Below are 25,978 nucleotides of genomic sequence, written 5' to 3'. Positions count from 1 at the left end.
CGATCTAGGGACGCCGAACCGGGAGGTCGCTGCCCGGATGGTGTTGACTGGACCGCATGTCCGGAACCGAAGACCTGCTGGTCGAGCCCGACCGGCTCGCCGCCGAGCTCGACCACGCCGACCCGCCGACCCTGCTCGACGTCCGCTGGCGGCTCGCCGGGCCGCCCGGCCGGGACGACTACCTGGCCGGTCACCTGCCCGGCGCCGTCTTCGTCGACCTGGACACCGAGCTCTGCGGCCGGCCCGGCGCCGCCGGCCGGCACCCGCTGCCCGACCCCGCCGCGCTCCAGGCCGCGCTGCGGGCCGCCGGCGTCCGCGCCGGTCACCCCGTGGTGGTGTACGACGGCGGCGACGGCATGTCGGCCGCCCGCGCCTGGTGGACCCTGCGCTGGGCCGGCCACCGGGCGGTCCGGGTGCTGCACGGCGGCTACCCGGCCTGGGTCGCGGCCGGCGGACCCGTCTCCACCGAGGCGCCCGCGCCCGCGCCCGGGGACGTGACGGTCACCCCGGGTGAGCTGCCGGTCCTGGACGCGGGGGAGGCCGCCCGGCTGGCCGCCGCCGACGCCGGAGTGCTGCTCGACGTGCGGGCCGCCCCGCGCTACCGGGGCGAGACCGAGCCGATCGACCCGGTCGCCGGGCACGTCCCGGGCGCGGTCAACCTGCCCGCTCCCGAGTACGTCGCCGAGGGACGTTTCCCCGCCGCCGAGGCGCTGCGCGAGCGGTTCGCCGCCGCCGGGGTGGCCGGGGGTGCGCCGGTCGGCGCGTACTGCGGCTCGGGGGTGACCGCCGCCCAGGCGGTGCTGGCGCTGCACCTGGCCGGCCGCCCGGACGCCGCCCTGTACGTCGGCTCGTGGAGCAACTGGGTGGCCGACCCGGACCGTCCGGTCGCCACCGGGGAGACGTCCGGCCGCTGAGCCGCGCGTGCGGTGGGGCCGCCCCGGCCCACGTGCGACGATGGCCCCATGGCCGACGACACGGTGGTGGTGTGGGACGAGGCCCTGCTCGGGTACGACATGGGCGACCACCCCCTCGACCCGGTCCGGGTCGAGTTGACCATGGCGCTGGCCCGGGAACTGGGGGTGCTGGACCGGCCCGGGGCCCGGCTGGTGAAGCCGGAGCCGGCCGACGACGCGCTGCTGACCCGGGTGCACGACCCGCGCTACCTGGACGCCGTGCGGGCCGCGCCCCGGGACCCGCTCTTCGCCGGCTTCGGCCTCGGCACCTCGGACAACCCGGTCTTCGACGGCATGCACGAGTCGAGCGCGCTGGTCGCCGGGGCGAGCGTGGCCGCGGCCGAGGCGGTCTGGCGCGGCGAGGCCCGCCGGGCCGTCAACGTGGCGGGTGGCCTGCACCACGCCATGCCGGCCCGGGCGGCCGGGTTCTGCGTCTACAACGACCCGGCGGTGGCCATCGCCCGCCTGCTCGACCTGGGCGCGGAGCGCATCGCGTACGTGGACGTGGACGTGCACCACGGCGACGGGGTGCAGGAGATCTTCTACCGGGACCCGCGGGTGCTCACGGTCAGCCTGCACGAGACCCCGCTGGCGCTCTTCCCCGGCACCGGGTTCCCCGACGAGACCGGCGGCCCGGGCGCGGAGGGGTCCGCGGTCAACGTGCCGCTGCCGCCGGGGGTCGGCGACCCGGGCTGGCAGCGCGCGTTCCACGCGATCGTGCCGTCGGTGCTGCGGGCGTTCCGGCCGCAGGTGCTGGTCACCCAGTGCGGGGCGGACGGGCACCGGCTCGACCCCCTGGCCGACCTGCGCCTCTCCGTCGACGGGCAGCGGGCCACCTACCAGGCGCTGCGCGCGCTCGCCGACGAGCTCTGCGACGGCCGCTGGGTCGCCTTCGGCGGCGGCGGGTACGCGCTGGTCGAGGTGGTGCCCCGGGCCTGGACGCACCTGCTCGCGGTGGCCACCGGGGAGCCTCTCGACCCGGCCACGCTCACCCCGCCGGGTTGGCGGGAACTGGCGGCGCGACGGCGGCCGGGGCACGAGATCCCGCTGCGGATGACCGACGACGTCGACCCGTCGTACCAGCCGTGGCAGCCGAGCGGCGAGCCGACCGCGGTGGACCGCGCCGTCGCGGCGACCCGCAAGGCGGTCTTCCCGCTGCTCGGGCTCGACCCGCACGACCCGCGCGACTGATCCGGTGGTGGGGGAGGACCGGCCGGTGACCACTGTCGAGCAACCGGTGGACGTGCTGCTCAGCGACGGCACGACCGTCCAGTTGCGGCGGATCCGTCCGGAGGACGCCGCGGCGATCGTGGCGATGCACTCGCGCTTCTCCGAGCGCACCCGCTACCTGCGCTACTTCTCGCCGTACCCGCGCATCCCGGAGCGCGACCTGCAGCGGTTCGTGAACGTCGACCACCGCGACCGGGAGGCGTTCGTGGTGCTGGCCGGCGACCGGATCGTCGCCGTCGGCCGGTACGAGCGGCTCGGCCCCGGCTCGCCCGAGGCCGAGGTGGCGTTCGTGGTGGAGGACGCGTACCAGGGCCGGGGCATCGGCTCGGTGCTGCTGGAGCACCTGGCCGACGCCGCCCGGCGCTACGGCATCGTGCACTTCGTCGCCGAGGTGCTCCCGGCCAACGGGGCGATGCTGCGGGTCTTCTCCGACTTCGGCTACCAGGTCCAGCGCCAGTACGCCGACGGCGTGGTGCACCTGAACTTCCCGATCGCCCCCACCGAGGCGACCCTGGAAGTGCAGCGCGGCCGCGAGCACCGCACCGAGGCCCGCTCGATCGCCCGGCTGCTCGCCCCGCGCGGCATCGCCGTCTACGGCGCCAGCACCACCGGTCAGGGCGTCGGCGCGGCCCTGCTCGGGCACCTGCGCGACGGCGGGTTCACCGGCGCGATCGTCCCCGTGCACCCGTCCGCGGCGACCGTGGCCGGGCTGCCCGCGTACCCGTCGGCGGCCGACGCCGGCCTCGACATCGACCTGGCCGTGGTGGCCGTCGCCCCCGCGGCGGTGACCGAGGTGGTCGCCGACGCCGCGAAGGCCGGCGCGCACGGGCTGGTGGTGGTCTCCGCCGGGTTCGCCGAGTCCGGCCCGGCCGGGGCGGCCGCCCAGCGCGCCCTGGTCCGCGCCGCCCACCTGGCCGGCATGCGGGTGGTCGGCCCGAACTGCCTCGGCGTGGCCAACACCGACAGCGCGGTACGCCTCAACGCCACCCTCGCCCCTTCGCTGCCCGCCCCCGGCCGGGTCGGCGTCTTCAGCCAGTCCGGCGCGTTCGGGGTGGCGCTGCTCGCCGAGGCGTCCCGGCGCGGGCTCGGCGTGTCCAGCTTCGTCTCCGCCGGCAACCGGGCCGACGTCTCCGGCAACGACCTGCTCCAGTACTGGCAGGACGATCCCGGCACCGACGTCATCACGCTCTACCTGGAGACCTTCGGCAACCCGCGGAAGTTCGCCCGGCTGGCCCGGCGGATCGGCCGGAGCAAGCCGGTGGTGGCGCTCGCCTCGCTGGCCCGCCCGCCGGGGGTCGGCGACGCGCCGGCCCTGGACGCCGCGGCGGTCAGCGCGCTCTTCGCCCAGTCCGGGGTGATCCGGGTGGACACCGTCGCCGAACTGCTCGACGTCGGCGTGCTCCTGGCCCACCAGCCGCTGCCGGCCGGCCGCCGGATCGCCGTGGTCGGCAACTCCTCGGCGCTGACCGGGCTGGCCGCCACCGCGTGCGCCGCCCAGGGCCTCACCGTGGCCGACGGCTACCCGCACGACGTCGGCCCCCGGGCCACCGCCGCCGAGTACGCCGCCGCACTCGCCGCCTCCGCCGCCGACGAGCGGGTGCACGCCGTGGTGGCGGTCTTCGCCCCGCCGCTGCCCGGCCAGCTCACCGACCCGGAGGCCGACTTCACCGCCGCCCTGCCCGACGCGCGGAGCACCGGCAAGCCGGTGGTGGCCACCTTCCTCGCCGGCCGGGTGCCCGCCGGGGTGCCGGCCTACCCGAGCGTGGAGGAGGCGGTCCGGGCCCTGGCCCGGGTCACCGCGTACGCCGACTGGCTGCGCCGCCCGCCCGGCGTGCTGCCCGAGCTGGACCGGGTCGACCGGGCGGCCGGGCAGGCCGCGCTGCGACCCGAGGGCACGGAAACGGCGGCCCTGCTGCGGGCGTACGGGATCGACGTGGTCGAGTCGGCGCCGGCAGGGTCGGCCGAGGAGGCGGTCGCGGCGGCCGGGCGGCTCGGCTGGCCGGTCGCGCTCAAGGCCGCCGCCCCGGGTCTGCGGCACCGCCTCGACCTGGGCGCGGTCCGGCTCGACCTGGCCGACGCCGCCGCGCTGCGCCGCGCGTACGCCGAGATGGCCCCGGTGTTCGGCGCGGACGTGCTGGTCCAGCCCATGGTCCCGCCCGGGGTGGCCTGCGTGGTGGAGCTGGTGGAGGACCCGGCGTTCGGGCCGGTCGTCGGCTTCGGCCTGGGCGGCGTGGCCACGGAACTGCTCGGCGACCGCGCCTGGCGGGCGGTGCCGCTGACCGACCGGGACGCCGCCGAGCTGGTCGACGAGCCCCGCGCCGCGCCGCTGCTGCGCGGTCACCGGGGCGCCGCGCCGGTGGACCGGGCCGCCCTGGTCGACCTGTTGCTGCGGGTCGGTCGGCTCGCCGACGAGCAGCCCCGGGTCCGGTCGCTCACCCTCAACCCGGTGCTGGCCCGGCCGGACGGCATCTCCGTGCTGCACGCCACCGTCCGCACCGGCGCCGAGACGCCCCGCCCGGACACCGGCCCGCGCCGGCTGTGAGGCTCAGGCCCGGCTGGAGATCTGCTGCACCGCCCAGGCGTTGCCGTCCGGATCGGTGAGGAAGACGAAGCCGACGTTGTCCAGCGGGTGTGGCACCGGGCGCGGGTTCTGCCCGATCACCTGGATCTCGCTGACCTCCACGCCCCGCTCGACCAGCTCGGCGCGGGCCTTCTCCAGGTCGGGCACGACCAGTTGCAGCCCCTTGAGCGAGCCCGCCGGCATCTCGGGCACGACGCCCCGGCCGAGGACGATCGAGCACCCGGAGCCCGGGGGTGTGAGTTGGACGATCCGACCGACGCCCCCCAGGTCGGTGTCGTGGTCGACGACGAAACCGAGCCGCTCGGCGTAGAACTCCTTGGCCCGGTCCACATCGGAGACCGGCACCACCACCACTTCCAGTGTCCAGTTCATCACCCCAGGGTGATGGTCGCGGGCCGCCGCTGCAAGCGCGACAGGCCCCGGCGAACCGCCGGGGCCTGTCGGATCGGGTGCGTCAGCAGGCGTACGCCTCGAGCCGGTTGGCCCGCTCCGGGTCGCGCAGCTTGAGCAGGGTCACCTTCTCGATCTGGCGGATCCGCTCCCGGGACAGCCCGAACTCGCGACCCACCTCGTCGAGGGTGCGCTGCCGGCCGTCGTCCAGCCCGAACCGCAGCCGGATCACCGCCTGCTCCCGCTGGGAGAGGGTGGCCAGCACGATGCGTACCTCGTTGCGCAGTTCCCCGTCGCCGGCGGCGTCGCCCGGGTCCGCGTTGGGGTCCACCGCGGCCACGAAGTCGCCCAGCGCGCTCTCGCCGTCCTCGCCGACCGTCTGGTCCAGGCTCACCGGCTCCCGGTCGTAGGAGATCAGCTCGATCACCTGGAACTCCGGGATGTCCAGCGCGGTGGCCACCTCGGCCACGGTGGGCTCCCGGCCCAGCGTGACCGACAGCTCGCGGCGGACCCGCACCATCCGGTTGACCTGCTCGACCATGTGCACCGGGATGCGGATGGTGCGGGCCTGGTCGGCCATGGCGCGGGTGATGGCCTGGCGGATCCACCAGGTGGCGTAGGTGGAGAACTTGTAGCCCTTGGTGTAGTCGAACTTCTCGACCGCGCGGATCAGGCCGAGATTGCCCTCCTGAATGAGGTCGAGGAAGGCCATGCCGCGACCCGTGTAGCGCTTGGCGATGCTGACCACCAGCCGCAGGTTCGCCTCCAGCAGGTGGTCCTTGGCGGCGCGGCCCTCGGCCGCGATCAGCGCCAGGTCCGCGTGCAGCTCGGCGGAGACCGGGGTGCAGGTGGCGAGCTTCTCCTCGGCGAAGAGGCCGGCCTCGATGCGCTTGCTCAGCTCGACCTCCTGCGCCGCCGTGAGCAGCTTCGTGCGGCCGATGCCGTTGAGGTACGCCCGGACCAGGTCCGTGGAGACGCCGCGCTCGTCGGTGGCGTCCAGGTCGGTCAGGGTGACGTCCATGTCCTGGTGCTCGATCATCTGCTGGGCCATCTCGATCTCTCCCCGTGTCCGTCGTGCCGTACCGGTTCCGTGCCGTCCGCCGGCGCGGTGGCCCCGGTGATGAACAGCTTGGCGGGCGGGGCGTGAAACCGGAGTGAGGCGATCGGGGACCCGACAGCAAACCCGGCGGAATGTCGGCTGTCGCTTGCCCGACCCGGTTACCGTGCCAGCGGCCGGCCACCCGGGCTCGGCGCGCACAGGCGATCGGAGGACGTGGTGGTCTTCAAGCGGCTCATGCAGGCGATGGGTGTGGGTGGACCGTCGGTGGAGACGGTGCTGGCCAACCCGAACTGCCGTCCCGGCGGCCAGTTGGAGGGCCGGGTCCACGTGGTCGGCGGGGAGCACCCGGTGGACGTGAGCTACGTCGCGCTCGGCCTGGTGACCCGTGTCGAGGTGGAGAGCGGCGATTCGGAGTACAACACCACGCAGGAGTTCGGCCGGGCCCAGGTGACCGGCGCGTTCCGGCTGGAGCCGGGGCAGCGCTACGACGTGCCGTTCCGCTTCCAGGTGCCCTGGGAGACGCCGCTCACCGACCTGTACGGCCAGCACCTGCACGGGATGACCATGGGGCTGCGGACCGAGCTGGAGGTGGCCCGGGCGGTCGACAAGGGTGACCTGGACGCGGTGGCGGTGCACCCGCTGCCCGCCCAGGAGCGGCTGCTGGAGGCGTTGCTGCGGCTGGGCTTCCGGTTCGCCCGGGCCGACGTCGAGCGGGGCCACATCTACGGCGTGCGGCAGAGCCTGCCGTTCTACCAGGAGATCGAGTTCCACCCGGCGCCCCAGTACGCGCGCGCCATGAACCAGCTCGAACTCACCTTCGTCACCGACCCGCAGCAGGTGCACGTGGTGCTGGAGCTGGACAAGCGCGGCGGCCTGTTCACCGAGGGCCGGGACGCCTTCGGCCGCTTCACGGTCGACCACGCCACGGCGGACCGCACCGACTGGACCGCCCAGCTCGACGGCTGGCTGCGCCAGTCCCTCTCCCGCCGCGGCCTCTTCTTCTGACGACCCCTCTCGTTGATCAAGAGGTTTGCGTCTCGGCAGGGCCGGTTCCCGACGCAAACCTCTTGATCAACAGGGCGGGGTCAGAGGTCCAGGAGGAGGGTGCGGGGGCCTACGTTGACGCTCTCGACAAGCATGTGGGTGCGGAAACGGCCGGTCTCGACCTTGGCGCCGCGGGCGCGGAGTGCCTCGACCACCGCCTCGACGAGGGGTTCGGCCTGTTCTGCCGGGGCCGCTGCGGTCCAGCTCGGTCTTCTGCCCTTGCGGGCGTCGCCGTAGAGGGTGAACTGGCTGACCACGAGGACGGGCGCGCCGGTGTCGGCGGCACTCTTCTCGTCGTCCAGGATGCGCAGTTCATGGATCTTGCGGGCCATCGTGGCGGCCACCTGCGGGGTGTCGGTGTGGGTCACGCCGACCAGCACCAGCAGCCCGTCGGCGATCTCGCCGACCACCTCGCCGTCGACCGTCACGGCGGCCCGGCCGACCGTCTGCACCACGGCCCGCATCAGTCCGCCACCGGCTCGACGAGGCCCCGCTCGACCAGGTGCGCCACGATGGGCCCGGCCGCCTCGGCCAGCTCGTCCGGGGCCACGTCGTGCGCGGCGGCGAGCAGGGCGAGCTGGTCGCGCAGCGGCAGCCGGCCGTCCGCGCCGCCGACCAGGGCGAGCACCAGCGGGTCGATCTCCTCCGACCAGCGCAGCCCGTGCGGCATGGCGAGGACCTGCCGGTCCACCGCCCAGCCCTCGTCGCCCATGGTGGCCTCCTGGCGCAGCTGGAGGCCGTCGGCAGCCCGGTAGCGGGCGGCGAGCAGCCCGTCGGTGTCCCGGGCGCGCAGCCAGTCCTGCCGGTCGAACCACTCGCCGATCCGGTCGCCCAGCGGCGGCTCGACCCGCTGGCGCAGGTCCTCGACCCGGATGATCGGCTCGTCGTGGCCGGCCCGCCGGAGCGAGACGATGCCGAAGCCGATCGCCTCCACCTTGTGCGCGTCGAACCAGTCCAGCCAGGCCGCCATCCGCTGCGGGTCGGCCGTCTCGCCGACGTCGGTGAGCCAGAGGTTGACGTACGCCATCGGGTCGGCCACCTCGCGCTGGATCACCCAGGCGTCCAGCCCGGTGCCGGCGAACCAGCCGGTCACCCGCTCGGCCCAGTCCTCGCCGGTGACGTGCACCCAGTTGGCCAGGTACTGCATGGTCCCGCCCTCGGTGAGCAGGTGGGGGGCCGCGGCGGCGAGTTCGGCGCCGATCGCGTCGCCGACCCGGCCGGAGTCGCGGTAGACGTGCGTGGTGGTGCCGGGCCCGACCACGAACGGCGGGTTGCTGACCACCAGGTCGAACCGCCGGCCGGCCACCGGGGCGACCAGGTCGCCGCGGAGCAGTTCCCAGTCCTGCCCGTTGAGGGCGGCGGTGGTGGCGGCGAAGCGGAGGGCCCGCTCGGAGACGTCGGTGGCGGTCACCCGGCGGGCGTGCGTGGACAGGTGCAGGGCCTGGACGCCCGAGCCGGTGCCCAGGTCCAGTGCGGTCTCCACCGGCCGGCGCACGGTCGCGCCGATCAGCGTCTGGGTGGCCCCGCCGATGCCGAGCACGTGCTCGGCGTGCAGCGGGCGGCCGGGCCGGGCGCTGGCCGGCACGTCGGCGAGCACCCACCAGTCGTCCCCGTACGGCTCCAGGTCGACGCCGGCGCGCAGCCCGTCGCCGTGCCGCTCGACGAGGCCCCCGGCCAGCGCCTCCGCCACGGTCAGCGGGGCGAGCGCGGCGGCCACCGCCGGCTCCGGCTCGGTCTGCTCACAGATGAAGACCCGGATCAGTGTGCCGAGCGGGTCGCGGTCCTCGGTGGCGCGCAGGGCGGCCCGGTAGTCGTTGCGGGCCACCCCGCCGGTGGCCTGCGGGCCGAGCCGGTCGGCGATGCCGTTGGCGGTGAAGCGCGCCCGGGTCAGCGCGGTGCGCAGCGCGTCGACCCCGGCGGGGGAGAGCAGCATGTCGTGACGGTCCACGTCGTCATCCTGCCTCCCGGGGGCGCGGGCCCGGCGGGCACCCGCGACATCCATACCACCAGCTCACTGTATCGGCCGTTATCTCTTTTATGTTCATCGATGCATGGCTAGCATCTGGCCCAACATCCGTCGATGGGCGTCCCGGTGGCCACGAGCCCGGGCACGCCCGGTAGGGAGCCAGACGATGTCCGACGTGTCCGTTCCCCGGCGGCGCGCGCTGCGCGCGCTCGCCGTCACGGCCGCCGCCGCGGCCCTCGCCGCCGCCGCGTCCACCCCCGCCCTCGCCGCGCCGACCGGTGACGTCCGCTACGCCTCCGCCCCCGACGCCATCAGCGGCAGCTACCTGGTGGTGCTGAAGAGCGACGCGGTCGGCGCCGCGAACACCCTCGCCGCCCGCACCGCCGTTCCGGACCGGGCCGCCGCCCTGGCCAGGCGCTACGGCGGCAGCGTCGGCACGGTGTGGAGCGCCGCGCTGACCGGCTACAGCGCGAAGCTGAGCCCCGCCCAGGCCCGCCGGCTGGCCGCCGACCCGGCCGTCGCCTACGTCGAGCAGGACCGGATCGTCACCGGTCAGGCCACCCAGACCAACCCGCCGTCCTGGGGCCTGGACCGGATCGACCAGCGCAACCTGCCGCTGAACGCCAGCTACACCTACCCGAACACGGCCTCGAACGTCCGGGCGTACATCATCGACACCGGCATCCGGACCACCCACACCGACTTCGGCGGCCGGGCCAGCTGGGGCACCAACACCGTCGACACCAACAACACCGACTGCAACGGCCACGGCACCCACGTGGCCGGCACCGTCGGTGGCACCCGGTACGGCGTGGCCAAGGGCGTCCGGCTGATCGCGGTGAAGGTGCTCAACTGCTCCGGCAGCGGCAGCACCACCGGCGTGGTGAGCGGCATCAACTGGGTCACCTCGAACGCGGTGAAGCCGGCGGTGGCGAACATGAGCCTCGGCGGCGGCGCCAGCAGCTCGATCGACAACGCGGTGACCAACTCGGTCAACTCCGGCGTCACGTACGCGGTCGCGGCCGGGAACTCCAGCGCCAACGCCTGCAACTACTCGCCGGCCCGCGCCGCGGCCGCGATCACCGTGGGCTCCACCACCAGCAGCGACGCGCGCTCGTCCTTCTCCAACTACGGCTCCTGCGTGGACATCTTCGCCCCCGGGTCGAGCATCGTCTCCGCGTACCGGACCAGCGACACCGCCAGCAGCACGCTGAGCGGCACCTCGATGGCCTCGCCGCACGTGGCCGGCGCGGCGGCGCTGGTGCTCGGCGCCAACCCCTCGTACAGCCCGGCGCAGGTGGCCAGCTACCTGACCACCAACGCCACCACGGGCAAGGTGACCAACCCCGGCTCCGGCTCGCCGAACCGGCTGCTCTTCGTCGTCAACTGACGATCGCGGCCGCGCGGCCCGGTGGACCCCACCCCTGTCCACCGGGCCGTGTCGCGCACACGGGCGGCGGCGGGCGCGGCAGGATGGAGGGCATGACGCTCTCGCTGCCCATCGACCCGCAGGCCAACGAGCTGCTGGCGCGCAGCCCGCTGGCGCTGCTCCTCGGCATGGTGCTGGACCAGCAGGTGCCGATGGAGAAGGCGTTCTCCTCCCCGTACGTGCTCGCCCAGCGGCTCGGCCACGAGCCGGACGCCCGGGAACTGGCCGAATACTCGCCGGAGGCCCTGGTCGAGATCTTCGCCCGGCCGCCGGCCCTGCACCGCTTCCCCAAGGCCATGGCGGCCCGGGTGCAGGAGGTGTGCCGGGCCCTGGTCGAGCGCTACGACGGCGATCCGGCCCGGCTCTGGTCGGAGGCGACCGACGGCCGGGACCTGCTGCGCCGGGTCGGCGACCTGCCCGGCTTCGGCCGGCAGAAGGCGCAGATCTTCGTCGCCCTGCTCGGCAAGCGGTTCGGGATCAGCCCGGACGGCTGGCGCGAGGCGGCCGGTGGCTACGGCGACGCGGACGCGTACCGCTCGGTGGCCGACGTGACCGATCCCGAGTCGCTGCGCCGGGTCCGCGAGTACAAGCAGCGGATGAAGGCGGAGGCGAAGGCCGCCAAGGGCTGACGCAACCGGCGTCCACCCTGGCTCGTTGTCATGATCGTCAAGGCGGCGACGACGGGCGGGTGATGACGGACGAGCGGGGGGCGGAACTCCTGCGCCGGGGCGCGGGGCCCTATCGCGCGACCTTCCTGGAGCTCTTCCTCGATGTCGTCTTCGTCTTCGCCTTCACCCGGGTCTCGCAACGCCTGATCAACGACGTGTCGACGGGCGGCGGGCGGCTCCCGCTGGAACTGGCGCAGACGCTGTTCCTGCTGCTCGCGCTCTGGATGGTCTGGTCGCTGACCGCCTGGGCCACCAGCCACTACGACCCGGAGCAGCCGCCCATCCAGGCGGTGATGGTCGGGTCGATGTTCGGCAGCCTGGTGATGGCCGTGTCGGTGCCGGACGCGTACGGGGCGCACGGGCTGAGCTTCGCCGCCGGCTACGTCTCCATCCAGCTCGGTCGCGCGGTCTACCTGACGGTGGCGCTGCGCCGGCACGTCCAGCGGCACCTGTCCAGCCGGATCATGGTCTGGTCGGCCGTCTCGGCGGTGCCCTGGCTCGTCGGTGGCCTGGTCGGGGAGGACGCGCGGCTGCTCTGCTGGGGGGTGGCCCTGGCGATCGACTACCTGGGCCTGGTCACCGGGTGGCCGGTGCCCCGGCTGGGCCGGGCGGCGGCCACGGCGTGGACGGTGACCGGGGAGCACCTGGCCGAGCGCTACCAGCAGTTCACGATCATCGCGCTCGGCGAGATGATCTTCGTGGCCGGCGTCGGGTTCAGCGGCACGGACTTCTCGCTGCTCCGCTGGATCGCCTTCATCGACGCCTTCGCCACCACCGTGCTGCTCTGGCGGATCTACTTCCACCGGGCCGGTTCGGTGCTGGCCGAGGCGGTGGCCGAGGCCCGCCAGCCGGCCCGGTTGGGGCGCTCGGCCACCTGGACCCACCTGACCATGATCGCCGGCATCGTCATCACGGCGGTCGGCTACGAGGTGGCCATCACCGAGCCCGGGGGGCACGCCGACGCGGTCGGGGTGGCGGCCATCGTCGGGGGCCCGGCCCTCTTCGTGGTCGGCCGGGCCCGCTTCGAGTACGAGGTGTTCGGCCGGGTCTCCCGGTCCCGCGTGGTGGGCCTGCTGCTCCTGATCCTCGGCGTGCCGCTGCTGGGCCGGCTGCCGCTGCTCGCCATCGCCGGCGGCGTCACGGTGGTGCTGACCGGGATGGCGGTGGCCGACGCGCTGCGGGCCCGGGGTCGCCCGCCGGAACGCCCCGCCTCGCCGATGTGACCCGGCGGGAACTCGCAACCGGGGCGGCGGCCCCGTCGTTGGGAGCCAGGACGGCGGACGGGGGGTGAGGCGGTGTACGAACGGGGCGCGGGGCTGCTGCGCCCGGCGGAGAGCGCCGCGCGGGCCACCTTCCTGGAACTCTTCTTCGACCTGGTCTTCGTCTTCGCGCTGACCCGGGTCTCCCTGCGGCTGATCGGCAGCCTGCCCGCCACCGGGTGGGCGCTGGGCGCCGCGGTGGGCCGCACGGTGCTGCTCTTCCTGGCGTTGTGGATGATCTGGACGATCACCGTCTGGGTGACCAGCCGGTACGAGCCCGAGCGGGCCGTCATCCAGGCCGTCGTGGTCGGCACCATGTTCGCCAGCCTGGTGATGGGGGTGGCGCTGCCGCGGGCCCTGGAGGAGCGGGCGCTGCCGTTCGCCCTCGCGTACGTGGCGGTGATGCTCGGCCGGCCCCTGGTCGTGGCCGCCGCGCTGCACGGCCATCCGCGGCGGCTGGTTCCGCTCCGCCTGGCCGCCTGGGCGGCGGCGACCGCGCCGCTCTGGCTGGGTGGCGCGCTGGGTCCGGACGAGCTGCGCCTCCCGCTCTGGGCCCTCGCGCTGATCGTGGACTACGGCGCCCTGTTCACCGGTTGGCCGCTGCCCCGGATCGGGTCCGCGCCGACGGTCGGCTGGCGGATCGCCGGCGAGCACCTGGCCGAGCGCTACCAGCAGATCTTCCTCATCGCGCTCGGCGAGTCGATCCTGGTCATCGGGGTGACCTACAGCGGCGAGAAGTTCTCCGGCGAGGGCGCGGGCGCCTTCGTGCTCGCCTTCGTCACCACCGCGCTGCTCTGGCGGATCTACTTCCACCGGGCCGGGCACCTGCTGGCCGAGGCGCTGCGGCTGGCGCGCGTGCCGGGCCGGCTGGGCACGTCGGCCACGATCACCCACCTGTTCATCGTGCTCGGCGTGCTCACCGCGGCGGTCGGCTACGAGGTGGTCATCGCCGAGCCGTTCCACCGCACCGACGAGGCCCTGCTGCTCTTCGTGGTGGGCGGCCCGTTGCTCTTCCTGGCCGCGCGGGCCCGCTTCGAGTACGAGATCTTCGGCCGGGTCTCGCGGTCCCGGATACTCGGCGCGGGCCTGCTGGTCCTGCTCGTGCCGCTGCTGGCGCACGGGCCCGCCGCGCGTGCCCTGGCCCTGGTGGCCGTCGCGCTGGCCGTGGTGGCGCTGGCCGACGCGCGGCGCAGCCGGGGTCGCCCGCCGGAGATGTCGGCCTCCCCGATCGGGCGGAAGGGGCCGGAGAGCGCCGGCCCGGAGGCGTGACGCTCAGGCGGCGGTGGGACGGGACAGCGCGGCCAGGGCCCGGCGCACGTCGGCCAGGGAGACGGTGGCCGAGTCGTCGAGGTCGGCCAGGCCGGCCTCGATCCACTGCCGCATGAGCGTGGTCACCCCGATGCCGCGCGTCTCGGCGGCCGCCCGGACCCGCTCGTACGTCTCCAGCGGGAGGCGCACCGAGCGGCTGACCATCGGCACGTCGGTGTCGGGGGTGGGCAGTTCCGCGGGCTGGGTCTCGTCGATCAGGTCGGCGAGCGCGTCTCCGCCGTCGTGGAACCGCTTGGTCGCCTCGTTACGGTGCATCGTGACCGCCTCCTCGTCGGCGTGACCTCCGCACCGCGTCGTCGTAGCGCTTGGCCTCGACGTCGCTCAGTTCGCGGGCGGAGAGGATGTCCCAGTCGTTGTCGGTGCCGTCGGCCTCGGCCAGCAGCACCGCGAGGCGTCGCCCCCGGTGGTCGGTCGCGTAGACCACCATGACGTCGTCCCCGAGGTGCCGGATGACCCGCCGCGTGCTGTGCAGGGCCTCCCAGACTTCCCCGGGCGTGACGTCGTAGACCCGCAGGTTGGCCAACGCCTCGTCGGTGAAGCTGAACCGGTCGCCCACGGGGCGAGCGTACCACGGGCGTAACACGGGCCGCCTTGTCACGATTTTCGCCGATCAACCGTCCGGGGTGACAGGATGGGGCGTAATCCCTTCGAGGAGGTCCGTGGTGAAGCGTCAGGCGTACCAGCCGATCCTGATCACCGACGCCTCGCGCAGCCAGGACGACCAGCTCACCAGCCGGCAGAAGCGCTATGTGCTGATGATGGGAATCCGGGTCGCGTGCCTGGTGATCGGTGCGGTCCTGGTCGGCGTCAAGGCACCGCTGCTCTGGCTCTGGCTGCCGCTCTGCGGTATCGGGATGGCGCTCATCCCCTGGCTGGCCGTGCTGCTGGCCAACGACCGCCCGCCGAAGGAGGAGCACCGCCTGGCCGGGAAGTTCCAGCCCCGCCACCGCGACGAGACCCCGCCCATGGCGCTCACCGCCGAGGAGCGCCCCCACAAGGTCATCGACGCCGAACCCTGACCGGCCCGGGCGGCGGCCGCCCGGACCGGTCCGCCGTCAGGGCTGGGGGCGGGCGCCCACCGTTGTCACCGCCAGGGCGCCCAGGTCGCCGGCGCGGGACAGGGCCGTGCGGGGGTCCGCGCCGGCCAGCCAGGCCGTGAGCAGGCCGGCCGCGAAGGCGTCCCCCGCCCCGGTCACGTCCACCACGGCCACCCCGGGCGCCGGTGCCGTCTCGACCAGCCCGGTCCGGTCCACCCAGACCGCGCCGGCCGCGCCCCGCTTCACCACCACCCGCCGGGCCACCGAGGTCAGCGCGCGGGCCTGCGCCGCCGGGTCCAGCCCACCGGCCAGCACCGTCGCCTCGTCCGTGTTGACCAGCAGCAGGTCGACGTCGCGTACCCAGGTCAGGAAGGCCGCGCCGACGCGCCGCAGCGGCGCCGCGGAGGCCGCGTCGACGCTGGTGGTCAGCCCGCGCTCGCGGGCGGCGGCCAGCGCGCGCAGGCCCGCGCCGCGCGACCCCACGTCCAGCAGGGTGTACGCGGACAGGTGCAGGTGCCCGGCGTCGGGCGCCGCCGCGACGGTCCGGTCGACGTGCCCGGCGGTCAGCCGCAGGTTCGCCCCCCGTTGGCTGACCATGGTGCGCTCCCCGTCGTGGGTGAGCACGATGACCGTGCCGGTGGGATAGCCCTCGTGGCGCTCCACCGCGCAGGTCACCCCGACCCGCTCCAGCTCGGCGACCCGCTCGCGGCCCGTCTCGTCGTCGCCGACCGCGGCGACCAGCGTGACGTCCGCCCCCTGGCCGGCGAGCCAGGCCGCGGTGTTGGCCGCCTGGCCGCCGCCGCTGAACCGGATCCCGGCCGCGGTGTCCGACCCGGTGGCGAGGGGCCCGGAGAGCACCGCGAGCACGTCGGTGATCACGTCGCCGACGACGACGATGGGGGGCACGGTGCTCATGCCGAGGGGGCGGTGCGGCGGGCCGCCGCGGCGACCGCGATCCGCGCCGCCAGGTCGGCGTTGCGCAGGATGATCCGGACGTTCACCGCGAGGCTGGCGCCCTCGGTGGCGGAGTGGAAGTGGGCCAGCAGGAACGGGGTCACCGCCTTGCCGGTCACCCCGTCGCGGGCCAGCATGGCCAGGCCCGTGTCGAGGGTGCGGTCGTGCAGCGCCGGGTCGAGCTGCTCGTCCACCGGCAGCGGGTTGGCCACGATCAGGCCGCCGTGGTGCACGCCCTGCTCCCGGCGGGCGGCAAGCACGTCGGCCGCCTGCTCCGGGGACTCCACCGACCAGTCCAGGTCGAAGCCGGCGTCGGTGAGGTAGAAGCCGGGGAAGCGGCGGGTGCGGTAGCCGACCACGCTCACCCCGAGGGTCTCCAGCCGCTCCAGGGTGGCGCCCACGTCGAGGATCGACTTGACCCCGGCGCAGACCACCGCGATCGGGGTGCGGGCCAGGGTGACCAGGTCGGCGGACTCGTCGAAGGTCTGTGCCGCCTCCCGGTGCACCCCGCCCAGGCCACCGGTGGCGAAGACGCCGATACCGGCCGCCGCGGCCACCGCGCTGGTCGCCGCCACCGTGGTGGCCCCGTCCGCGCCGGTGGCCGCCGCCACGGCGAGATCGCGCACCGAGAGCTTGCTCACCCCGTCGACCGTGGCGAGCCGGGTGAGCTGGGCGTCGTCCAGCCCCACGATCAGCTCACCGGCGACCATGCCGATGGTGGCCGGGACGGCCCCGGCGTCCCGGACCGCCTGCTCGATCTGGCGCGCGACGCGAAGATTGTCCGGTCGGGGCAGGCCGTGCGAGACGATGGTGCTCTCCAGGGCGACGACCGGACGCCCGTCGCGCAGGGCGTCGGCCACCTCGGTGCCGAGACTGATGTGAAAGTTGGTCACTTCGGCTACGGTACGGGCCGCTCCCGGCGCGGGCCCAGGTGGACCGGGCCGGATCGACCTGCAAAACTGGACCGTTGGAGGTGTAGTCGTGAGTACAGAGGTTCTCGAGCGTCCCGAGCTGAAGGACGCCGACACCGGCCCGGAGATGTTCCACTACGTCCGCAAGGAGAAGATCGCGGAGAGTGCCGTGATGGGCACGTTCGTGGTGGCGCTCTGTGGCGAGACCTTTCCGGTGACCAAGGCGGCCAAGCCCGGTTCCCCGGTCTGCCCCAAGTGCAAGGAGATCTACGACTCGTACGCCGAGTGATCCCGGGCGGCCGCCCCGGCCGCCCGCGTAACCTGCGGCGGTGACCACCTCCACCGCCCTGCTCCTCGCCGACCTCACCGGCGTGGCGGTCTTCGCCGCCTCCGGCGCCTCCGCGGCGGTGGCGAAACGGCTCGATCTCTTCGGGGTGGTCTTCGTCGGCGTCGTCGCCGCCCTCGGCGGCGGGATCTTCCGCGACCTGGTCATCGACGAGGTGCCGCCGCTGGCCTTCGCCGACTGGCGGTACGCGGTCACCGCGGCCGCCACCGCCGCCGCCATCTTCTGGCTGCACCCCCAGTTCGCCCGGCTGCGAACCACCGTCCTGGTGCTCGACGCGGCCGGCCTCGGCCTGTTCACCGTCACCGGCACGCTCAAGGCCCTCGACGCCCACGTGCCGGCCGTCGGCGCCTGCATGATCGGCATGCTCACGGCGATCGGCGGCGGGCTGGGCCGCGACCTGCTCACCGGCGAGATCCCGGTGGTGCTGCGCCGGGAGATCTACGCCGTGGCCGCGCTCGCCGGGTCGATCGCGGTGGCGCTGCTGTCGGCGTACGGGGCGGCGACCGCGGTGCCGCTGACCGCCGCGGCCGTCTTCGTCTTCGGGCTGCGCCTGGTGTCGCTGCGGCGGCGCTGGTCCGCCCCGGTGCCGACGCCGCGCGCCGGCGTCCGGGGACCGCAGGTCTGAGCCCTCCCGAGGCGGGGTGGGCGGATGTGACCAGCGTGGCGTCGAGTGGGGCGGAACGGGCCCGCTGGTTATGCTGAGTCGGCCTTCGCGGCACCGGATGCGCGAGGGCGTTTTCATGGGCGGCGGCACCCGTGGCCCTCGGCCGGGGTCCGCCGTCGTGCGGTCGGAGAGGAGCTACGCGTGGCACCGCGGTTGCCGGGGCTCGACACGTTCCCACCCCTGCGTGCCTGGCAACGCAAGGCGATGGTGGAGTACCTGCGCCGCCGCACCGAGGACTTCACGGCGGTCGCCACGCCCGGCGCCGGCAAGACCACCTTCGCGCTGCGGATCGCCGCCGAACTGCTGAACGACGGCACCGTCGAGGCGGTCACCGTGGTCGCCCCGACCGAGCACCTGAAGATCCAGTGGGCGGAGTCCGCCGCCCGGGTCGGCATCCAGCTCGACGCCGCGTTCCGCAACGCGGACCTGCACTCCGCCGCCGACTTCCACGGCGCCGTCGTCACGTACGCGCAGGTCGGCATGGCGCCGCAGGTGCACCGGCGGCGCACCATGACCCGACGCACCCTGGTCATCCTCGACGAGATCCACCACGCCGGCGACTCCCGCACCTGGGGCGACGGCGTCAAGGCGGCCTTCGAGCCCGCGGTACGCCGGCTGATGCTCACCGGCACCCCGTTCCGCTCCGACGACAACCCGATCCCGTTCGTCAGCTACGAGCGGGGCGGCGACGGGCTGCTCCGCTCCCGCGCCGACTCGGTCTACGGCTACTCCGACGCGCTGCGCGAGGGCGTGGTCCGGCCGGTGCTCTTCCTGGCGTACTCGGGGGAGACCCGCTGGCGCACCAACGCCGGCGAGGAGCTGGCCGCCCGGCTGGGCGAGCCGATGACCCAGGACCTCATCGCGCAGGCCTGGCGGACCGCGCTGGACCCGGCCGGCGACTGGATGCCGCAGGTGCTGCGGGCCGCCGACGCCCGGCTGACCGTGCTGCGCGACAACGGCATGCCCGACGCCGGTGGCCTGGTGATCGCCAGCGACCAGCAGGTGGCCCGCTCGTACGCCAAGCTGCTGGAGCAGGTGACCGGGGAGAAGGCCGCCGTGGTGCTCTCCGACGACCAGGGCGCCTCCGCGCGGATCGCGACGTTCGCGGCCTCCGAGCAGCGTTGGCTGGTCGCGGTCCGCATGGTGTCCGAGGGCGTCGACATCCCCCGGCTGGCCGTCGGCGTCTACGCGACCAGCGCCAGCACCCCGCTCTACTTCGCGCAGGCGATCGGCCGGTTCGTCCGGGCCCGCCGGCCCGGGGAGACCGCCTCGGTCTTCCTGCCCAGCGTGCCGCACCTGCTCGGGCTGGCCAGCGAGATGGAGGCCGAGCGGGACCACGTGCTCGGCAAGCCGAAGGACTCCGACGGCTTCGACGACGACCTGCTGGAGCGTGCCCAGCGGGACGACCAGGCCAGCGGCGAGCTGGAGAAGCGGTTCGCCGCACTCTCCGCCACCGCCGAGCTGGACCAGGTGATCTTCGACGGCGCCTCGTTCGGCACCGCCGCACAGGCCGGCACCCCGGAGGAGGAGGAATACCTCGGCCTGCCCGGGCTGCTCACCGCCGACCAGGTCTCGATGCTCCTCACCAAGCGGCAGGCCGAGCAGCTCGCCGCCCAGCGGCGCCGGGCCGCCCAGCGGACCGCTGAGCCGGCCGCTGCGGCCCCGGCGGCGGCCCCGCCCCCCATGAGCGCCGCCCAGCGCCGGGTGGCCCTCCGGCGGCAGCTGAACGCCCTGGTGGCCGCCCGGCACCACCGCACCGGCCAGCCGCACGGCAAGATCCACGCCGAGCTGCGCCGCCTCTGCGGCGGCCCCCCCAGCGCCCAGGCAACCATCGAACAGCTGGAAGAACGCATCGCCACGGTCCAGACCCTCTGACCGGTCTGGCCCTCGCCGGTTGATCAAGAGGTTTGCGTCAGGATCCGGCCGGATTCCGACGCAAACCTCTTGGTCAACTCTCGGGGGCGGGGTGCGCAAAAAGCCGGCCGGAGGTCCCTGGGGACCTCCGGCCGGCTTATGTCGAGTTGCGGATTCCTCGTACTCAGTTCGCCATCAGATCGGCGCCACGCCAGCTGAACTCCGGGTCCGACGCGTAGCGCACGGTGATCTTCACGAGATCCTCCGCGTACTTGTTCGCGTGGTGCCCACAGAACACCAGCTCGCTCCCACCCGCCAGAGTGATCCGGAGCTTGCCGGCAGCATTGCAGCGGTCGCACCGTTCATCGGCGGCCGGGGGGCTCACCGTCTCGGGCGGCGGCGTGAGGGTCGGGGTCATCGCCTTCCTCCTCTGGTCGTCACCGATGAACACTCTCTTCGGTTGCTCACCTATCGTGCAACACCCTTCTCGGGCCCTGCCTTCCCTGTGTGCCCGTCGGGGACGGAGGTCACACCTGGCGTGGAAGACAGTGTGCCGTGCACCAAGGGTGCCACGTCAACGATCACAAACGGGCAACCGTCAGGTCACCGGAGAGTGTTCTACGGCTGGTGATCAAACCGACACGGCTGGTTGACGCGTGACGGTCAGTCCAGGTAGTCGCGGAGCACCTGGGAACGCGAGGGGTGCCGCAACTTGGACATGGTCTTGGATTCGATCTGCCGGATGCGCTCCCGGGTCACGCCGTACACCTGGCCGATCTCGTCCAGGGTGCGCGGCTGGCCGTCGGTGAGGCCGAAGCGCAGGCGTACCACGCCCGCCTCGCGCTCGGACAGCGTCTGCAGGACCTGCTGGAGCTGGTCCTGGAGCAGCGAGAACGACACCGCGTCGACCGCGACGACCGCCTCGGAGTCCTCGATGAAGTCGCCGAGCTGGCTGTCGCCCTCGTCGCCGATGGTCTGGTCGAGCGAGATGGGCTCCCGGGCGTACTGCTGGATCTCCAGCACCTTCTCCGGTGTGATGTCCATCTCCTTCGCCAGCTCCTCCGGGGTGGGCTCGCGGCCCAGGTCCTGGAGCAGCTCGCGCTGGATCCGGCCGAGCTTGTTGATCACTTCGACCATGTGCACCGGGATGCGGATGGTGCGGGCCTGGTCGGCCATGGCGCGGGTGATGGCCTGGCGGATCCACCAGGTGGCGTAGGTGGAGAACTTGTAGCCCTTGGTGTAGTCGAACTTCTCGACCGCGCGGATCAGGCCGAGGTTGCCCTCCTGGATGAGGTCGAGGAAGGCCATGCCGCGACCGGTGTAGCGCTTGGCCAGCGAGACGACCAGCCGGAGGTTCGCCTCCAGCAGGTGGTTCTTGGCCCGCTCGCCGTCCCGGGAGATCCACATGAGGTCGCGCTGCATGTCGCGGGTGAGCTTCTCCTCGCCCTCGTCGGCGGCGCGCAGCCGCTCGGCGGCGTAGAGGCCGGCCTCGATCCGCTTGGCGAGCTCGACCTCCTGCTCGGCGTTGAGCAGCGGCACCTTGCCGATCTGCTTGAGGTAGGCCCGGACGGAGTCGGCGGAGGCGGTCAGCTCGGCGTCCCGGCGCGCCTGCTTGAGCGCCTCGGACTCCTCGTCGTCCCACTCGAAGTCGTTGTCGGTGGCGGAGCTGGCCGCGTCGGCCTCGGCGGCCTGGGTCAGCTCGGCCGGCTCCTCGACCACCACGTCCTCGATCTCGGCGGCGAGTTCCTCCGGATCGATCTCGCCCTCGGCGCCCTCGCCCTTCGGGGCGTCCTTGGCCGGCTTCGCGGCGGCGTTCTTGGCCGCCACGGTGGCCTTGGTGGCCCGCGTGGTCTTGGTGGCCTTCGCCGGGGCGGCGGCCTTGGCGGCCACCTCGGCGGTCGTCCCGGCGGCCTTGCGTGCCGTCGCCTTCCGCGGGGCGGGGGCCGGGGCCTCCTCGGCGGCCGGCGCCTGCTTCGGGGCGGGCGCGGCGGCCTTCTTGGTGGTCTTGGCGGTGGTGGCCCGGGAGGCCGGTGTGGCGGACCGGGCGGCGGCGACCCGGCGGCGGGTGCTCGCGGAGCCGTCGACGACCACCGTCACGCCCGCCTCGGAGAGCGCACGGAGGATCTTCTTGGCCTGGGCCGGGGTCACCTCAGCGGACTCGACGGTGCGCGCGAGCTGGGCCGACGTGAGCTGGCCGCCGGCGCTCTGCGCGTGGGCGATCAGGGTGTCGGTGAGCGAGCGAACGTCGGCGCCGGTCTGGCGGGGTTCTGTCACGAATGACCTTCCGGAGGCGAAGAGCGAGCACGGCCGGGTCGTCCGGCACAGCAGGGAACGCGGCGCCGGGCGATGTCGTTGAGGGACCCCCGTGTCCCGGGCCGACCGGTCGCTGGCGGTCCGTGGCGCGTGGGCAGGGTGAATTGTAACGCCGTCTGCGGCGATCATCCTGCGCCGCACGGCGGACCGGCCGTACGGACCACCGATTAGGCGCAGTTATGCACTTTGTAAGGATGATAACCGCGCGCGAACCGGCCGGTCCGGCTCGTGCCGGAAGGGGACGAACATGATCGCCTCGGCGCCCACGCCGCAGGAGCTGTTGAAGATCGCCGTCGAGGTGGCCCGCGACGCCGCCGCGACCGCGCACCGGATGCGCGCCGAGGGAGTCTCGGTGGCCGCGACCAAGAGCACGGTCACCGACGTGGTCACCGCCGCCGACCGGGCGGTGGAGCGGCAGGTCCTGGACGCCCTGCGGACGCTGCGGCCGGGCGACGCGGTGCTGGGCGAGGAGTACGGCGCGGGGGAGACCGGCCCGGCCGCCGAGAACGGGGTGCGCTGGATCGTCGACCCGATCGACGGCACCGTCAACTATCTCTACGGGTTGCCCTACTGCGCGGTCTCCCTGGCCGCGGAGGTGGCCGGCGAGGTGGTCGCCGGGGTGGTGCGCAACGTGGCCACCGGCGAGGAGTGGACCGCCACCGCGGGCGGCGGCGCCTGGCGGGACGGGCAGCGGCTGCGCTGCTCCGCCGAGACCGACCTGGGGCAGGCGCTGGTCGCCACCGGGTTCGGCTACGACGCCGGGCGCCGGGCGCACCAGGCCCGGGTGGTCGCCGAACTCATCCCACAGGTGCGGGACATCCGCCGGATGGGCGCCGCCGCGCTCGACCTCTGCCTGGCCGCCGAGGGCCGGGTGGACGCCTACTACGAGAAGGGCCTGGCCGCCTGGGACCTCGCGGCGGGCGGGCTGGTCGCCCGGGAGGCCGGGCTGCTGGTGACCGGGCTGTCGGGCCGGGAGCCCGGCCCGGACCTGGTGCTCGCCGCGCCGCCGGCGCTGCACGAGCCGCTGGACACGCGGCTCGCCGCCCTGGACGCCTCCGGCGGCCCGTGACCGGTCCCGCCGGCCGGATACGGAAAGAGTGGCCGCCCCCGGTCGGGGGCGGCCACTCTTCTCTTCGCGGAACCGACGGCTACTTGACCGGGCCCGGACAGGTGCCGGCCGGGGCCTCGGGCGAGCCGAGGTCGCCCAGGGACTGGTTGACCTCGGTCGTCGTGGCCAACTGCTGGAAGCCGTTGCCGAGGATCACGTCGACCGTGTCGTCCTTGCGCTTCAGATCCGGTTCGAGCTTCGCGGCGTTGAGGAAGTAGGCCCGCAGCAGGTGCGCGGAGCCGACGCCCTTGGGGCCGTAGCGCAGCACCGCCACGTTGTCCACGGTCTTGGGGGCGTTGCCCTCCTTCTTGACCTGGAACTTGCGGTTGCGGAAGTCGTCCGCGACGCCACCGGCCAGCCCGACCTCGTCGGTGCCGTTGTAGACGTTGATCTTGACGTCCTTCTGCTCCCGCAGGCGCACGTCGGCGATCGGCCAGCCCTCGGGGCAGTCCTCGGCGGTCCCCGCCGTGCCCTGGGTGTCGCGGACCAGCGCGACGACGACGAAGACCAGGGCGGTGACCGCCAGCAGTCCGACGACAACGAGTGCCCGCACTCGCGCAAAACTCATTCTGGGCGCTCCCCGGACGGTGATTGGGTGGCGGCGGCCGCCGGCGGTCGGTGCGCCCCGCCGGCCGTCGAGTACGCCGCTGAGGTTAACGCTTGTCCGGCCGTCGCGTGGAAACAGTCCGACATGCCGGCGCGCCACCGGGGGAACGGGTACTACTACCCCTATCTTCGTGTCGCCTGAGTCACATTGGGAACAACTTCGGGCGCAGGGGCGTACATCTCTGCCACGAGGGCGGTATACATGCCTCGCCCAAAGGGGGGGTAAGGTTCCGCGCTCGCTGGGGGAGTTCCTTCCTGGCGGACCCGGTCCCTGGCGGTCGGGTCGGGTGACCGACACATTTGGTGGCCGGCCAGCGGAACCGAAACAGCGTCGTCCGGCGTTACAACCGGAAGCGACCATATCGATATGGGAGAGTGAAACCGATGGCCACCGACTACGACGCCCCGCGTCGCGACGAGGTCGACCTCGGCGAGGACAGCCTGGAAGAGCTCAAGGCCCGGCGCGTCGACACACAGTCGGGCGCCGTGGACGTCGACGAGGCCGAGGTGGCCGAGAGCTTCGAGCTGCCCGGCGCCGACCTGGCCGACGAGGAGCTCACGGTCAAGGTGCTACCGATGCAGCAGGACGAGTTCCGGTGCGCCCGCTGCTTCCTGGTCCACCACCGCAGCCAGCTGGCGGTCGAGCGCAACGGCGAGCTGATCTGCCGCGAGTGCGTCTGACCCCGACGCGAGACACCGGCGGCGGCCTCCTCGACGGGGCCGCCGCTTATCGAGCTGCCGTGCGCGGGCGGCGGGAAGCTGCTTGACTCGTACCGGCGGCTGTCACGCCGCGGAGCAGGAGGGCGGACGGGTGAGCGAGCGCAGCGAGCGGGCCGGGGGGCCGGGCGCCGAGGGGACCGGCGCGGAGCGACCGACCCAGAAGAACGCGAACCTGCCCGGCGCGGGCGCCAACGGCGGGCGGCCGGAGCAGCCCGGCGCCGACGCCGAGCAGCTGGGGGCGACCGTCGCGGCGCTGACCGCGGACGACCTGCCGGTGGCCCGCCGCCGGCAGCTGCTCACCCGGCTGGTTGCCCTGACCCGCGCCCGCGGCATCGCCGACCTGTACAAGCCGAAGGCGGCGATCCGCTGGATGACGGACACGGTCGCCGAGGTCGCCCCGCGCGTGCCGATCCGCGACCTGGCCACGCTCCGGAAGCACTTTCCCGGCCTGGACGACGAGGCCCTCGCCGACCGGCTGATCCGCAACGCGGCCCGGACCACCGCCGGCGTCGGCGCGGCCGGCGGCGGGGTCGCCGCGGTCGAGTGGGCGGTCACGCCGACCCTGCTCTCCGCGCCGGTGCTGCTGGCCGCCGAGACGGTCGCCGTGGTGGCCGTCGAACTGAAGCTGATCGGCGAGCTGCACCAGGTCTACCGGGTGCAGCTGCCCCCCGGTGGCGCCCAGCGGGCCGTGGCCCTGGTGCACTCCTGGGCCACCCAGCGGGGGATCAACCCGATGATCCCGGGGGCCGGGGTGAGCGCGGTGCTCGGCACCGCCGCCCGCCGGGAGCTGCGGGACAGCCTGCTGCGCCGCTTCGGGCGCAACCTCACCACGCTCGGCCCGTTCCTGACCGGCGCCGCCGTGGCCGGCTACCTCAACCGCCGGTCCACCCACGCGCTGGCCGACCAGCTCCGCAAGGACCTTCGCCACCAGGCGCACGTGCTGTCCGGCGGCAAGCGGTCCTGACCCGACCGGGCGGTGGCGCGGATCAGGCGGCGTCGCGGGCGGCGATCAGGGCCGCGGCCAGCTCGACCGGGCGGCGGGAGCTGACCACCCAGAACGGGGTGGGGTCGTCGGGATCGTCCAGCACCACCTGCACCGCGCCGCCGACCCAGGGACGCTGCACCACGAAGGCGAGCGGGTCGGCGCCGACGCCGAGCACCTCGCGCCGGCCCGCGGCGTCCAGCGGCACGGCGTCCGCGACGTGGCGCACCGGCAGGTGGGCGTCGTCGACCCGCAGCTCGCCCGCGCCGACCGTGATCCGGATCCGGCCCAGCCACCAGAGCGTGGCCACCGTCGCCGGCAGCAGCAGCACGAACGGCAGCCAGGCCCGGACGCCGCTCGCGCCCATCCACAGCTCGGCGGCGAGCAGCCCGGCGACGGCCAGGCCGACCGGCCAGGCCCACCAGGGCAGCCCGAGGCGCTCCGAGTAGCCGGGCGGGGCGGTCACCGGGGCGGCCGGGGATGACGACTGACGCACACTGACGAGGGTACGGCGCGCGAGGGGCGGGTGAACCGGCAGGATGGCAGGGTCACCCCCGCAGGACCGGACGGAAGA

26 protein-coding genes and 1 pseudogene are annotated in these 25,978 nt (G+C 74.1%); 15 read left to right on the top strand and 12 right to left on the bottom strand.

Annotated elements, in window-relative coordinates:
- Window positions 1-56: 56 nt before the first annotated feature.
- Genes ACW0Q9_RS01465 through ACW0Q9_RS01455 form a run of 3 tightly spaced genes read left to right on the top strand, consistent with a single transcriptional unit; the run spans window position 57 to window position 4,725 of the window.
- Entirely contained in the window at window positions 57-914 is an 858-nt protein-coding gene (locus ACW0Q9_RS01465; RefSeq protein WP_456177864.1) for a sulfurtransferase, read from the top strand.
- Window positions 915-962: 48 nt separating this feature from the next.
- Window positions 963-2,144 carry an acetoin utilization protein AcuC gene (locus ACW0Q9_RS01460; RefSeq protein ID WP_456177863.1) on the top strand — a complete coding sequence of 394 codons (1,182 nt, stop codon included), beginning with the start codon at window positions 963-965 and terminating at the stop codon, window positions 2,142-2,144.
- Between the two features lie 25 nt (window positions 2,145-2,169).
- Entirely contained in the window at window positions 2,170-4,725 is a 2,556-nt protein-coding gene (locus ACW0Q9_RS01455) for a bifunctional acetate--CoA ligase family protein/GNAT family N-acetyltransferase (protein WP_456177861.1), read from the top strand.
- Window positions 4,726-4,728: 3 nt separating this feature from the next.
- Here the strand turns inward: ACW0Q9_RS01455 and ACW0Q9_RS01450 are convergent, their stop codons facing one another.
- Both ACW0Q9_RS01450 and sigB read right to left on the bottom strand, forming a co-directional pair.
- Complete coding sequence (locus ACW0Q9_RS01450; RefSeq protein ID WP_456177860.1) at window positions 4,729-5,136, bottom strand: VOC family protein; 408 nt, start codon at window positions 5,134-5,136, stop codon at window positions 4,729-4,731.
- An 82-nt stretch (window positions 5,137-5,218) separates the two neighbouring features.
- The gene (gene sigB / locus ACW0Q9_RS01445; protein ID WP_456177858.1) at window positions 5,219-6,205 is read right to left on the bottom strand and encodes an RNA polymerase sigma factor SigB; all 987 of its coding nucleotides are present in this window, start codon (window positions 6,203-6,205) and stop codon (window positions 5,219-5,221) included.
- Window positions 6,206-6,430: 225 nt separating this feature from the next.
- Between sigB and ACW0Q9_RS01440 the strand changes: the two genes are divergently transcribed.
- Window positions 6,431-7,219 carry a sporulation protein gene (locus ACW0Q9_RS01440; RefSeq protein ID WP_456177897.1) on the top strand — a complete coding sequence of 263 codons (789 nt, stop codon included), beginning with the start codon at window positions 6,431-6,433 and terminating at the stop codon, window positions 7,217-7,219.
- An 80-nt stretch (window positions 7,220-7,299) separates the two neighbouring features.
- Here ACW0Q9_RS01440 and dtd read toward each other — a convergent pair whose 3' ends face one another.
- Both dtd and ACW0Q9_RS01430 read right to left on the bottom strand, forming a co-directional pair.
- Entirely contained in the window at window positions 7,300-7,722 is a 423-nt protein-coding gene (gene dtd, locus ACW0Q9_RS01435; protein ID WP_456177857.1) for a D-aminoacyl-tRNA deacylase, read from the bottom strand.
- Complete coding sequence (locus ACW0Q9_RS01430; protein ID WP_456177856.1) at window positions 7,722-9,206, bottom strand: DUF7782 domain-containing protein; 1,485 nt, start codon at window positions 9,204-9,206, stop codon at window positions 7,722-7,724. The genes dtd and ACW0Q9_RS01430 overlap by 1 nt, the downstream gene beginning before the upstream one ends.
- A 184-nt stretch (window positions 9,207-9,390) precedes the next feature.
- On the opposite strand from ACW0Q9_RS01430, the pseudogene ACW0Q9_RS01425 reads away from it, so the two are divergent.
- From ACW0Q9_RS01425 to ACW0Q9_RS01410, 4 genes and pseudogenes are all read left to right on the top strand, one after another.
- Window positions 9,391-10,605: pseudogene (locus tag ACW0Q9_RS01425) on the top strand (S8 family peptidase); the annotation flags it as partial.
- Window positions 10,606-10,697: 92 nt separating this feature from the next.
- Complete coding sequence (locus ACW0Q9_RS01420) at window positions 10,698-11,282, top strand: HhH-GPD-type base excision DNA repair protein (RefSeq protein WP_456177855.1); 585 nt, start codon at window positions 10,698-10,700, stop codon at window positions 11,280-11,282.
- 62 nt (window positions 11,283-11,344) lie between these two features.
- Window positions 11,345-12,544 (top strand): low temperature requirement protein A, encoded by a 1,200-nt coding sequence (locus tag ACW0Q9_RS01415; protein WP_456177853.1) that lies wholly within the window; start codon window positions 11,345-11,347, stop codon window positions 12,542-12,544.
- Between the two features lie 72 nt (window positions 12,545-12,616).
- The gene (locus ACW0Q9_RS01410) at window positions 12,617-13,849 is read left to right on the top strand and encodes a low temperature requirement protein A (RefSeq protein ID WP_456177852.1); all 1,233 of its coding nucleotides are present in this window, start codon (window positions 12,617-12,619) and stop codon (window positions 13,847-13,849) included.
- A 3-nt stretch (window positions 13,850-13,852) separates the two neighbouring features.
- Here ACW0Q9_RS01410 and ACW0Q9_RS01405 read toward each other — a convergent pair whose 3' ends face one another.
- Together ACW0Q9_RS01405 and ACW0Q9_RS01400 are read right to left on the bottom strand one after the other, a co-directional pair.
- Window positions 13,853-14,164: a hypothetical protein gene (locus ACW0Q9_RS01405; RefSeq protein WP_355344194.1), complete on the bottom strand. Its 312-nt coding sequence runs from the start codon at window positions 14,162-14,164 to the stop codon at window positions 13,853-13,855.
- Entirely contained in the window at window positions 14,154-14,465 is a 312-nt protein-coding gene (locus tag ACW0Q9_RS01400; protein WP_456177851.1) for a hypothetical protein, read from the bottom strand. The genes ACW0Q9_RS01405 and ACW0Q9_RS01400 overlap by 11 nt, the downstream gene beginning before the upstream one ends.
- A 106-nt stretch (window positions 14,466-14,571) precedes the next feature.
- On the opposite strand from ACW0Q9_RS01400, the gene ACW0Q9_RS01395 reads away from it, so the two are divergent.
- On the top strand, window positions 14,572-14,928 hold the full coding sequence (locus tag ACW0Q9_RS01395; protein ID WP_456177895.1) for a DUF3099 domain-containing protein: 357 nt from the start codon (window positions 14,572-14,574) through the stop codon (window positions 14,926-14,928).
- Between the two features lie 36 nt (window positions 14,929-14,964).
- Here ACW0Q9_RS01395 and ACW0Q9_RS01390 read toward each other — a convergent pair whose 3' ends face one another.
- Window positions 14,965-15,861 carry a carbohydrate kinase family protein gene (locus ACW0Q9_RS01390; protein WP_456177849.1) on the bottom strand — a complete coding sequence of 299 codons (897 nt, stop codon included), beginning with the start codon at window positions 15,859-15,861 and terminating at the stop codon, window positions 14,965-14,967.
- Window positions 15,858-16,793 carry a pseudouridine-5'-phosphate glycosidase gene (locus ACW0Q9_RS01385; RefSeq protein WP_456177847.1) on the bottom strand — a complete coding sequence of 312 codons (936 nt, stop codon included), beginning with the start codon at window positions 16,791-16,793 and terminating at the stop codon, window positions 15,858-15,860. Before ACW0Q9_RS01385 ends, ACW0Q9_RS01390 begins: the two co-directional genes overlap by 4 nt.
- 88 nt (window positions 16,794-16,881) lie before the next feature.
- Between ACW0Q9_RS01385 and ACW0Q9_RS01380 the strand changes: the two genes are divergently transcribed.
- The 3 genes from ACW0Q9_RS01380 to ACW0Q9_RS01370 all read left to right on the top strand — a co-directional run bounded on the left by ACW0Q9_RS01380 (window position 16,882) and on the right by ACW0Q9_RS01370 (window position 19,696).
- A complete protein-coding gene (locus ACW0Q9_RS01380) occupies window positions 16,882-17,100 on the top strand; it encodes a DUF3039 domain-containing protein (RefSeq protein ID WP_030502976.1) in 219 nt (72 codons plus the stop codon).
- Between the two features lie 40 nt (window positions 17,101-17,140).
- Complete coding sequence (locus ACW0Q9_RS01375) at window positions 17,141-17,782, top strand: trimeric intracellular cation channel family protein (protein WP_456177845.1); 642 nt, start codon at window positions 17,141-17,143, stop codon at window positions 17,780-17,782.
- Window positions 17,783-17,962: 180 nt separating this feature from the next.
- Window positions 17,963-19,696, top strand: a complete 1,734-nt coding sequence (locus tag ACW0Q9_RS01370) for a DEAD/DEAH box helicase (RefSeq protein ID WP_456177843.1) — start codon at window positions 17,963-17,965, stop codon at window positions 19,694-19,696.
- A 163-nt stretch (window positions 19,697-19,859) separates the two neighbouring features.
- Here the strand turns inward: ACW0Q9_RS01370 and ACW0Q9_RS01365 are convergent, their stop codons facing one another.
- Both ACW0Q9_RS01365 and ACW0Q9_RS01360 read right to left on the bottom strand, forming a co-directional pair.
- Window positions 19,860-20,093 (bottom strand): DUF7455 domain-containing protein, encoded by a 234-nt coding sequence (locus ACW0Q9_RS01365; protein ID WP_013284786.1) that lies wholly within the window; start codon window positions 20,091-20,093, stop codon window positions 19,860-19,862.
- Window positions 20,094-20,338: 245 nt separating this feature from the next.
- Complete coding sequence (locus tag ACW0Q9_RS01360; RefSeq protein ID WP_357339564.1) at window positions 20,339-21,949, bottom strand: RNA polymerase sigma factor; 1,611 nt, start codon at window positions 21,947-21,949, stop codon at window positions 20,339-20,341.
- A gap of 286 nt (window positions 21,950-22,235) precedes the next feature.
- Here ACW0Q9_RS01360 and ACW0Q9_RS01355 point away from each other — a divergent pair, with 286 nt between their 5' ends.
- Window positions 22,236-23,057, top strand: coding sequence for an inositol monophosphatase family protein (locus ACW0Q9_RS01355; protein WP_456177841.1), 822 nt, complete (start codon window positions 22,236-22,238; stop codon window positions 23,055-23,057).
- Between the two features lie 79 nt (window positions 23,058-23,136).
- On the opposite strand, the gene ACW0Q9_RS01350 is transcribed toward ACW0Q9_RS01355, so the two are convergent.
- Complete coding sequence (locus ACW0Q9_RS01350; RefSeq protein ID WP_456177893.1) at window positions 23,137-23,649, bottom strand: LytR C-terminal domain-containing protein; 513 nt, start codon at window positions 23,647-23,649, stop codon at window positions 23,137-23,139.
- A 437-nt stretch (window positions 23,650-24,086) separates the two neighbouring features.
- Here ACW0Q9_RS01350 and ACW0Q9_RS01345 point away from each other — a divergent pair, with 437 nt between their 5' ends.
- Together ACW0Q9_RS01345 and ACW0Q9_RS01340 are read left to right on the top strand one after the other, a co-directional pair.
- Window positions 24,087-24,383, top strand: a complete 297-nt coding sequence (locus tag ACW0Q9_RS01345; protein WP_091269374.1) for a DUF4193 domain-containing protein — start codon at window positions 24,087-24,089, stop codon at window positions 24,381-24,383.
- A gap of 211 nt (window positions 24,384-24,594) precedes the next feature.
- Window positions 24,595-25,386 (top strand): hypothetical protein, encoded by a 792-nt coding sequence (locus ACW0Q9_RS01340; protein ID WP_456177891.1) that lies wholly within the window; start codon window positions 24,595-24,597, stop codon window positions 25,384-25,386.
- A 22-nt stretch (window positions 25,387-25,408) separates the two neighbouring features.
- On the opposite strand, the gene ACW0Q9_RS01335 is transcribed toward ACW0Q9_RS01340, so the two are convergent.
- Window positions 25,409-25,900 (bottom strand): DUF3093 domain-containing protein, encoded by a 492-nt coding sequence (locus ACW0Q9_RS01335; RefSeq protein WP_456177839.1) that lies wholly within the window; start codon window positions 25,898-25,900, stop codon window positions 25,409-25,411.
- Window positions 25,901-25,978 lie beyond the last annotated feature (78 nt).

It is taken from the genome of Micromonospora sp. I033, assembly GCF_053890995.1.
This window is presented reverse-complemented; position numbering and strand designations above follow the sequence as displayed.

Bases quoted from the DNA above. Each gene is read 5' to 3' on its own strand.
- ACW0Q9_RS01420 (WP_456177855.1), top strand. From the start codon at position 10,698: ATGGAGGGCATGACGCTCTCGCTGCCCATCGACCCGCAGGCCAACGAG.
- dtd (WP_456177857.1), bottom strand. From the start codon at position 7,722: ATGCGGGCCGTGGTGCAGACGGTCGGCCGGGCCGCCGTGACGGTCGAC.
- ACW0Q9_RS01415 (WP_456177853.1), top strand. From the start codon at position 11,345: ATGACGGACGAGCGGGGGGCGGAACTCCTGCGCCGGGGCGCGGGGCCC.
- ACW0Q9_RS01345 (WP_091269374.1), top strand. From the start codon at position 24,087: ATGGCCACCGACTACGACGCCCCGCGTCGCGACGAGGTCGACCTCGGC.
- ACW0Q9_RS01390 (WP_456177849.1), bottom strand. From the start codon at position 15,861: ATGAGCACCGTGCCCCCCATCGTCGTCGTCGGCGACGTGATCACCGAC.
- ACW0Q9_RS01465 (WP_456177864.1), top strand. From the start codon at position 57: ATGTCCGGAACCGAAGACCTGCTGGTCGAGCCCGACCGGCTCGCCGCC.
- ACW0Q9_RS01355 (WP_456177841.1), top strand. From the start codon at position 22,236: ATGATCGCCTCGGCGCCCACGCCGCAGGAGCTGTTGAAGATCGCCGTC.
- ACW0Q9_RS01450 (WP_456177860.1), bottom strand. From the start codon at position 5,136: ATGAACTGGACACTGGAAGTGGTGGTGGTGCCGGTCTCCGATGTGGAC.
- ACW0Q9_RS01405 (WP_355344194.1), bottom strand. From the start codon at position 14,164: ATGCACCGTAACGAGGCGACCAAGCGGTTCCACGACGGCGGAGACGCG.
- ACW0Q9_RS01460 (WP_456177863.1), top strand. From the start codon at position 963: ATGGCCGACGACACGGTGGTGGTGTGGGACGAGGCCCTGCTCGGGTAC.
- sigB (WP_456177858.1), bottom strand. From the start codon at position 6,205: ATGGCCCAGCAGATGATCGAGCACCAGGACATGGACGTCACCCTGACC.
- ACW0Q9_RS01365 (WP_013284786.1), bottom strand. From the start codon at position 20,093: ATGACCCCGACCCTCACGCCGCCGCCCGAGACGGTGAGCCCCCCGGCC.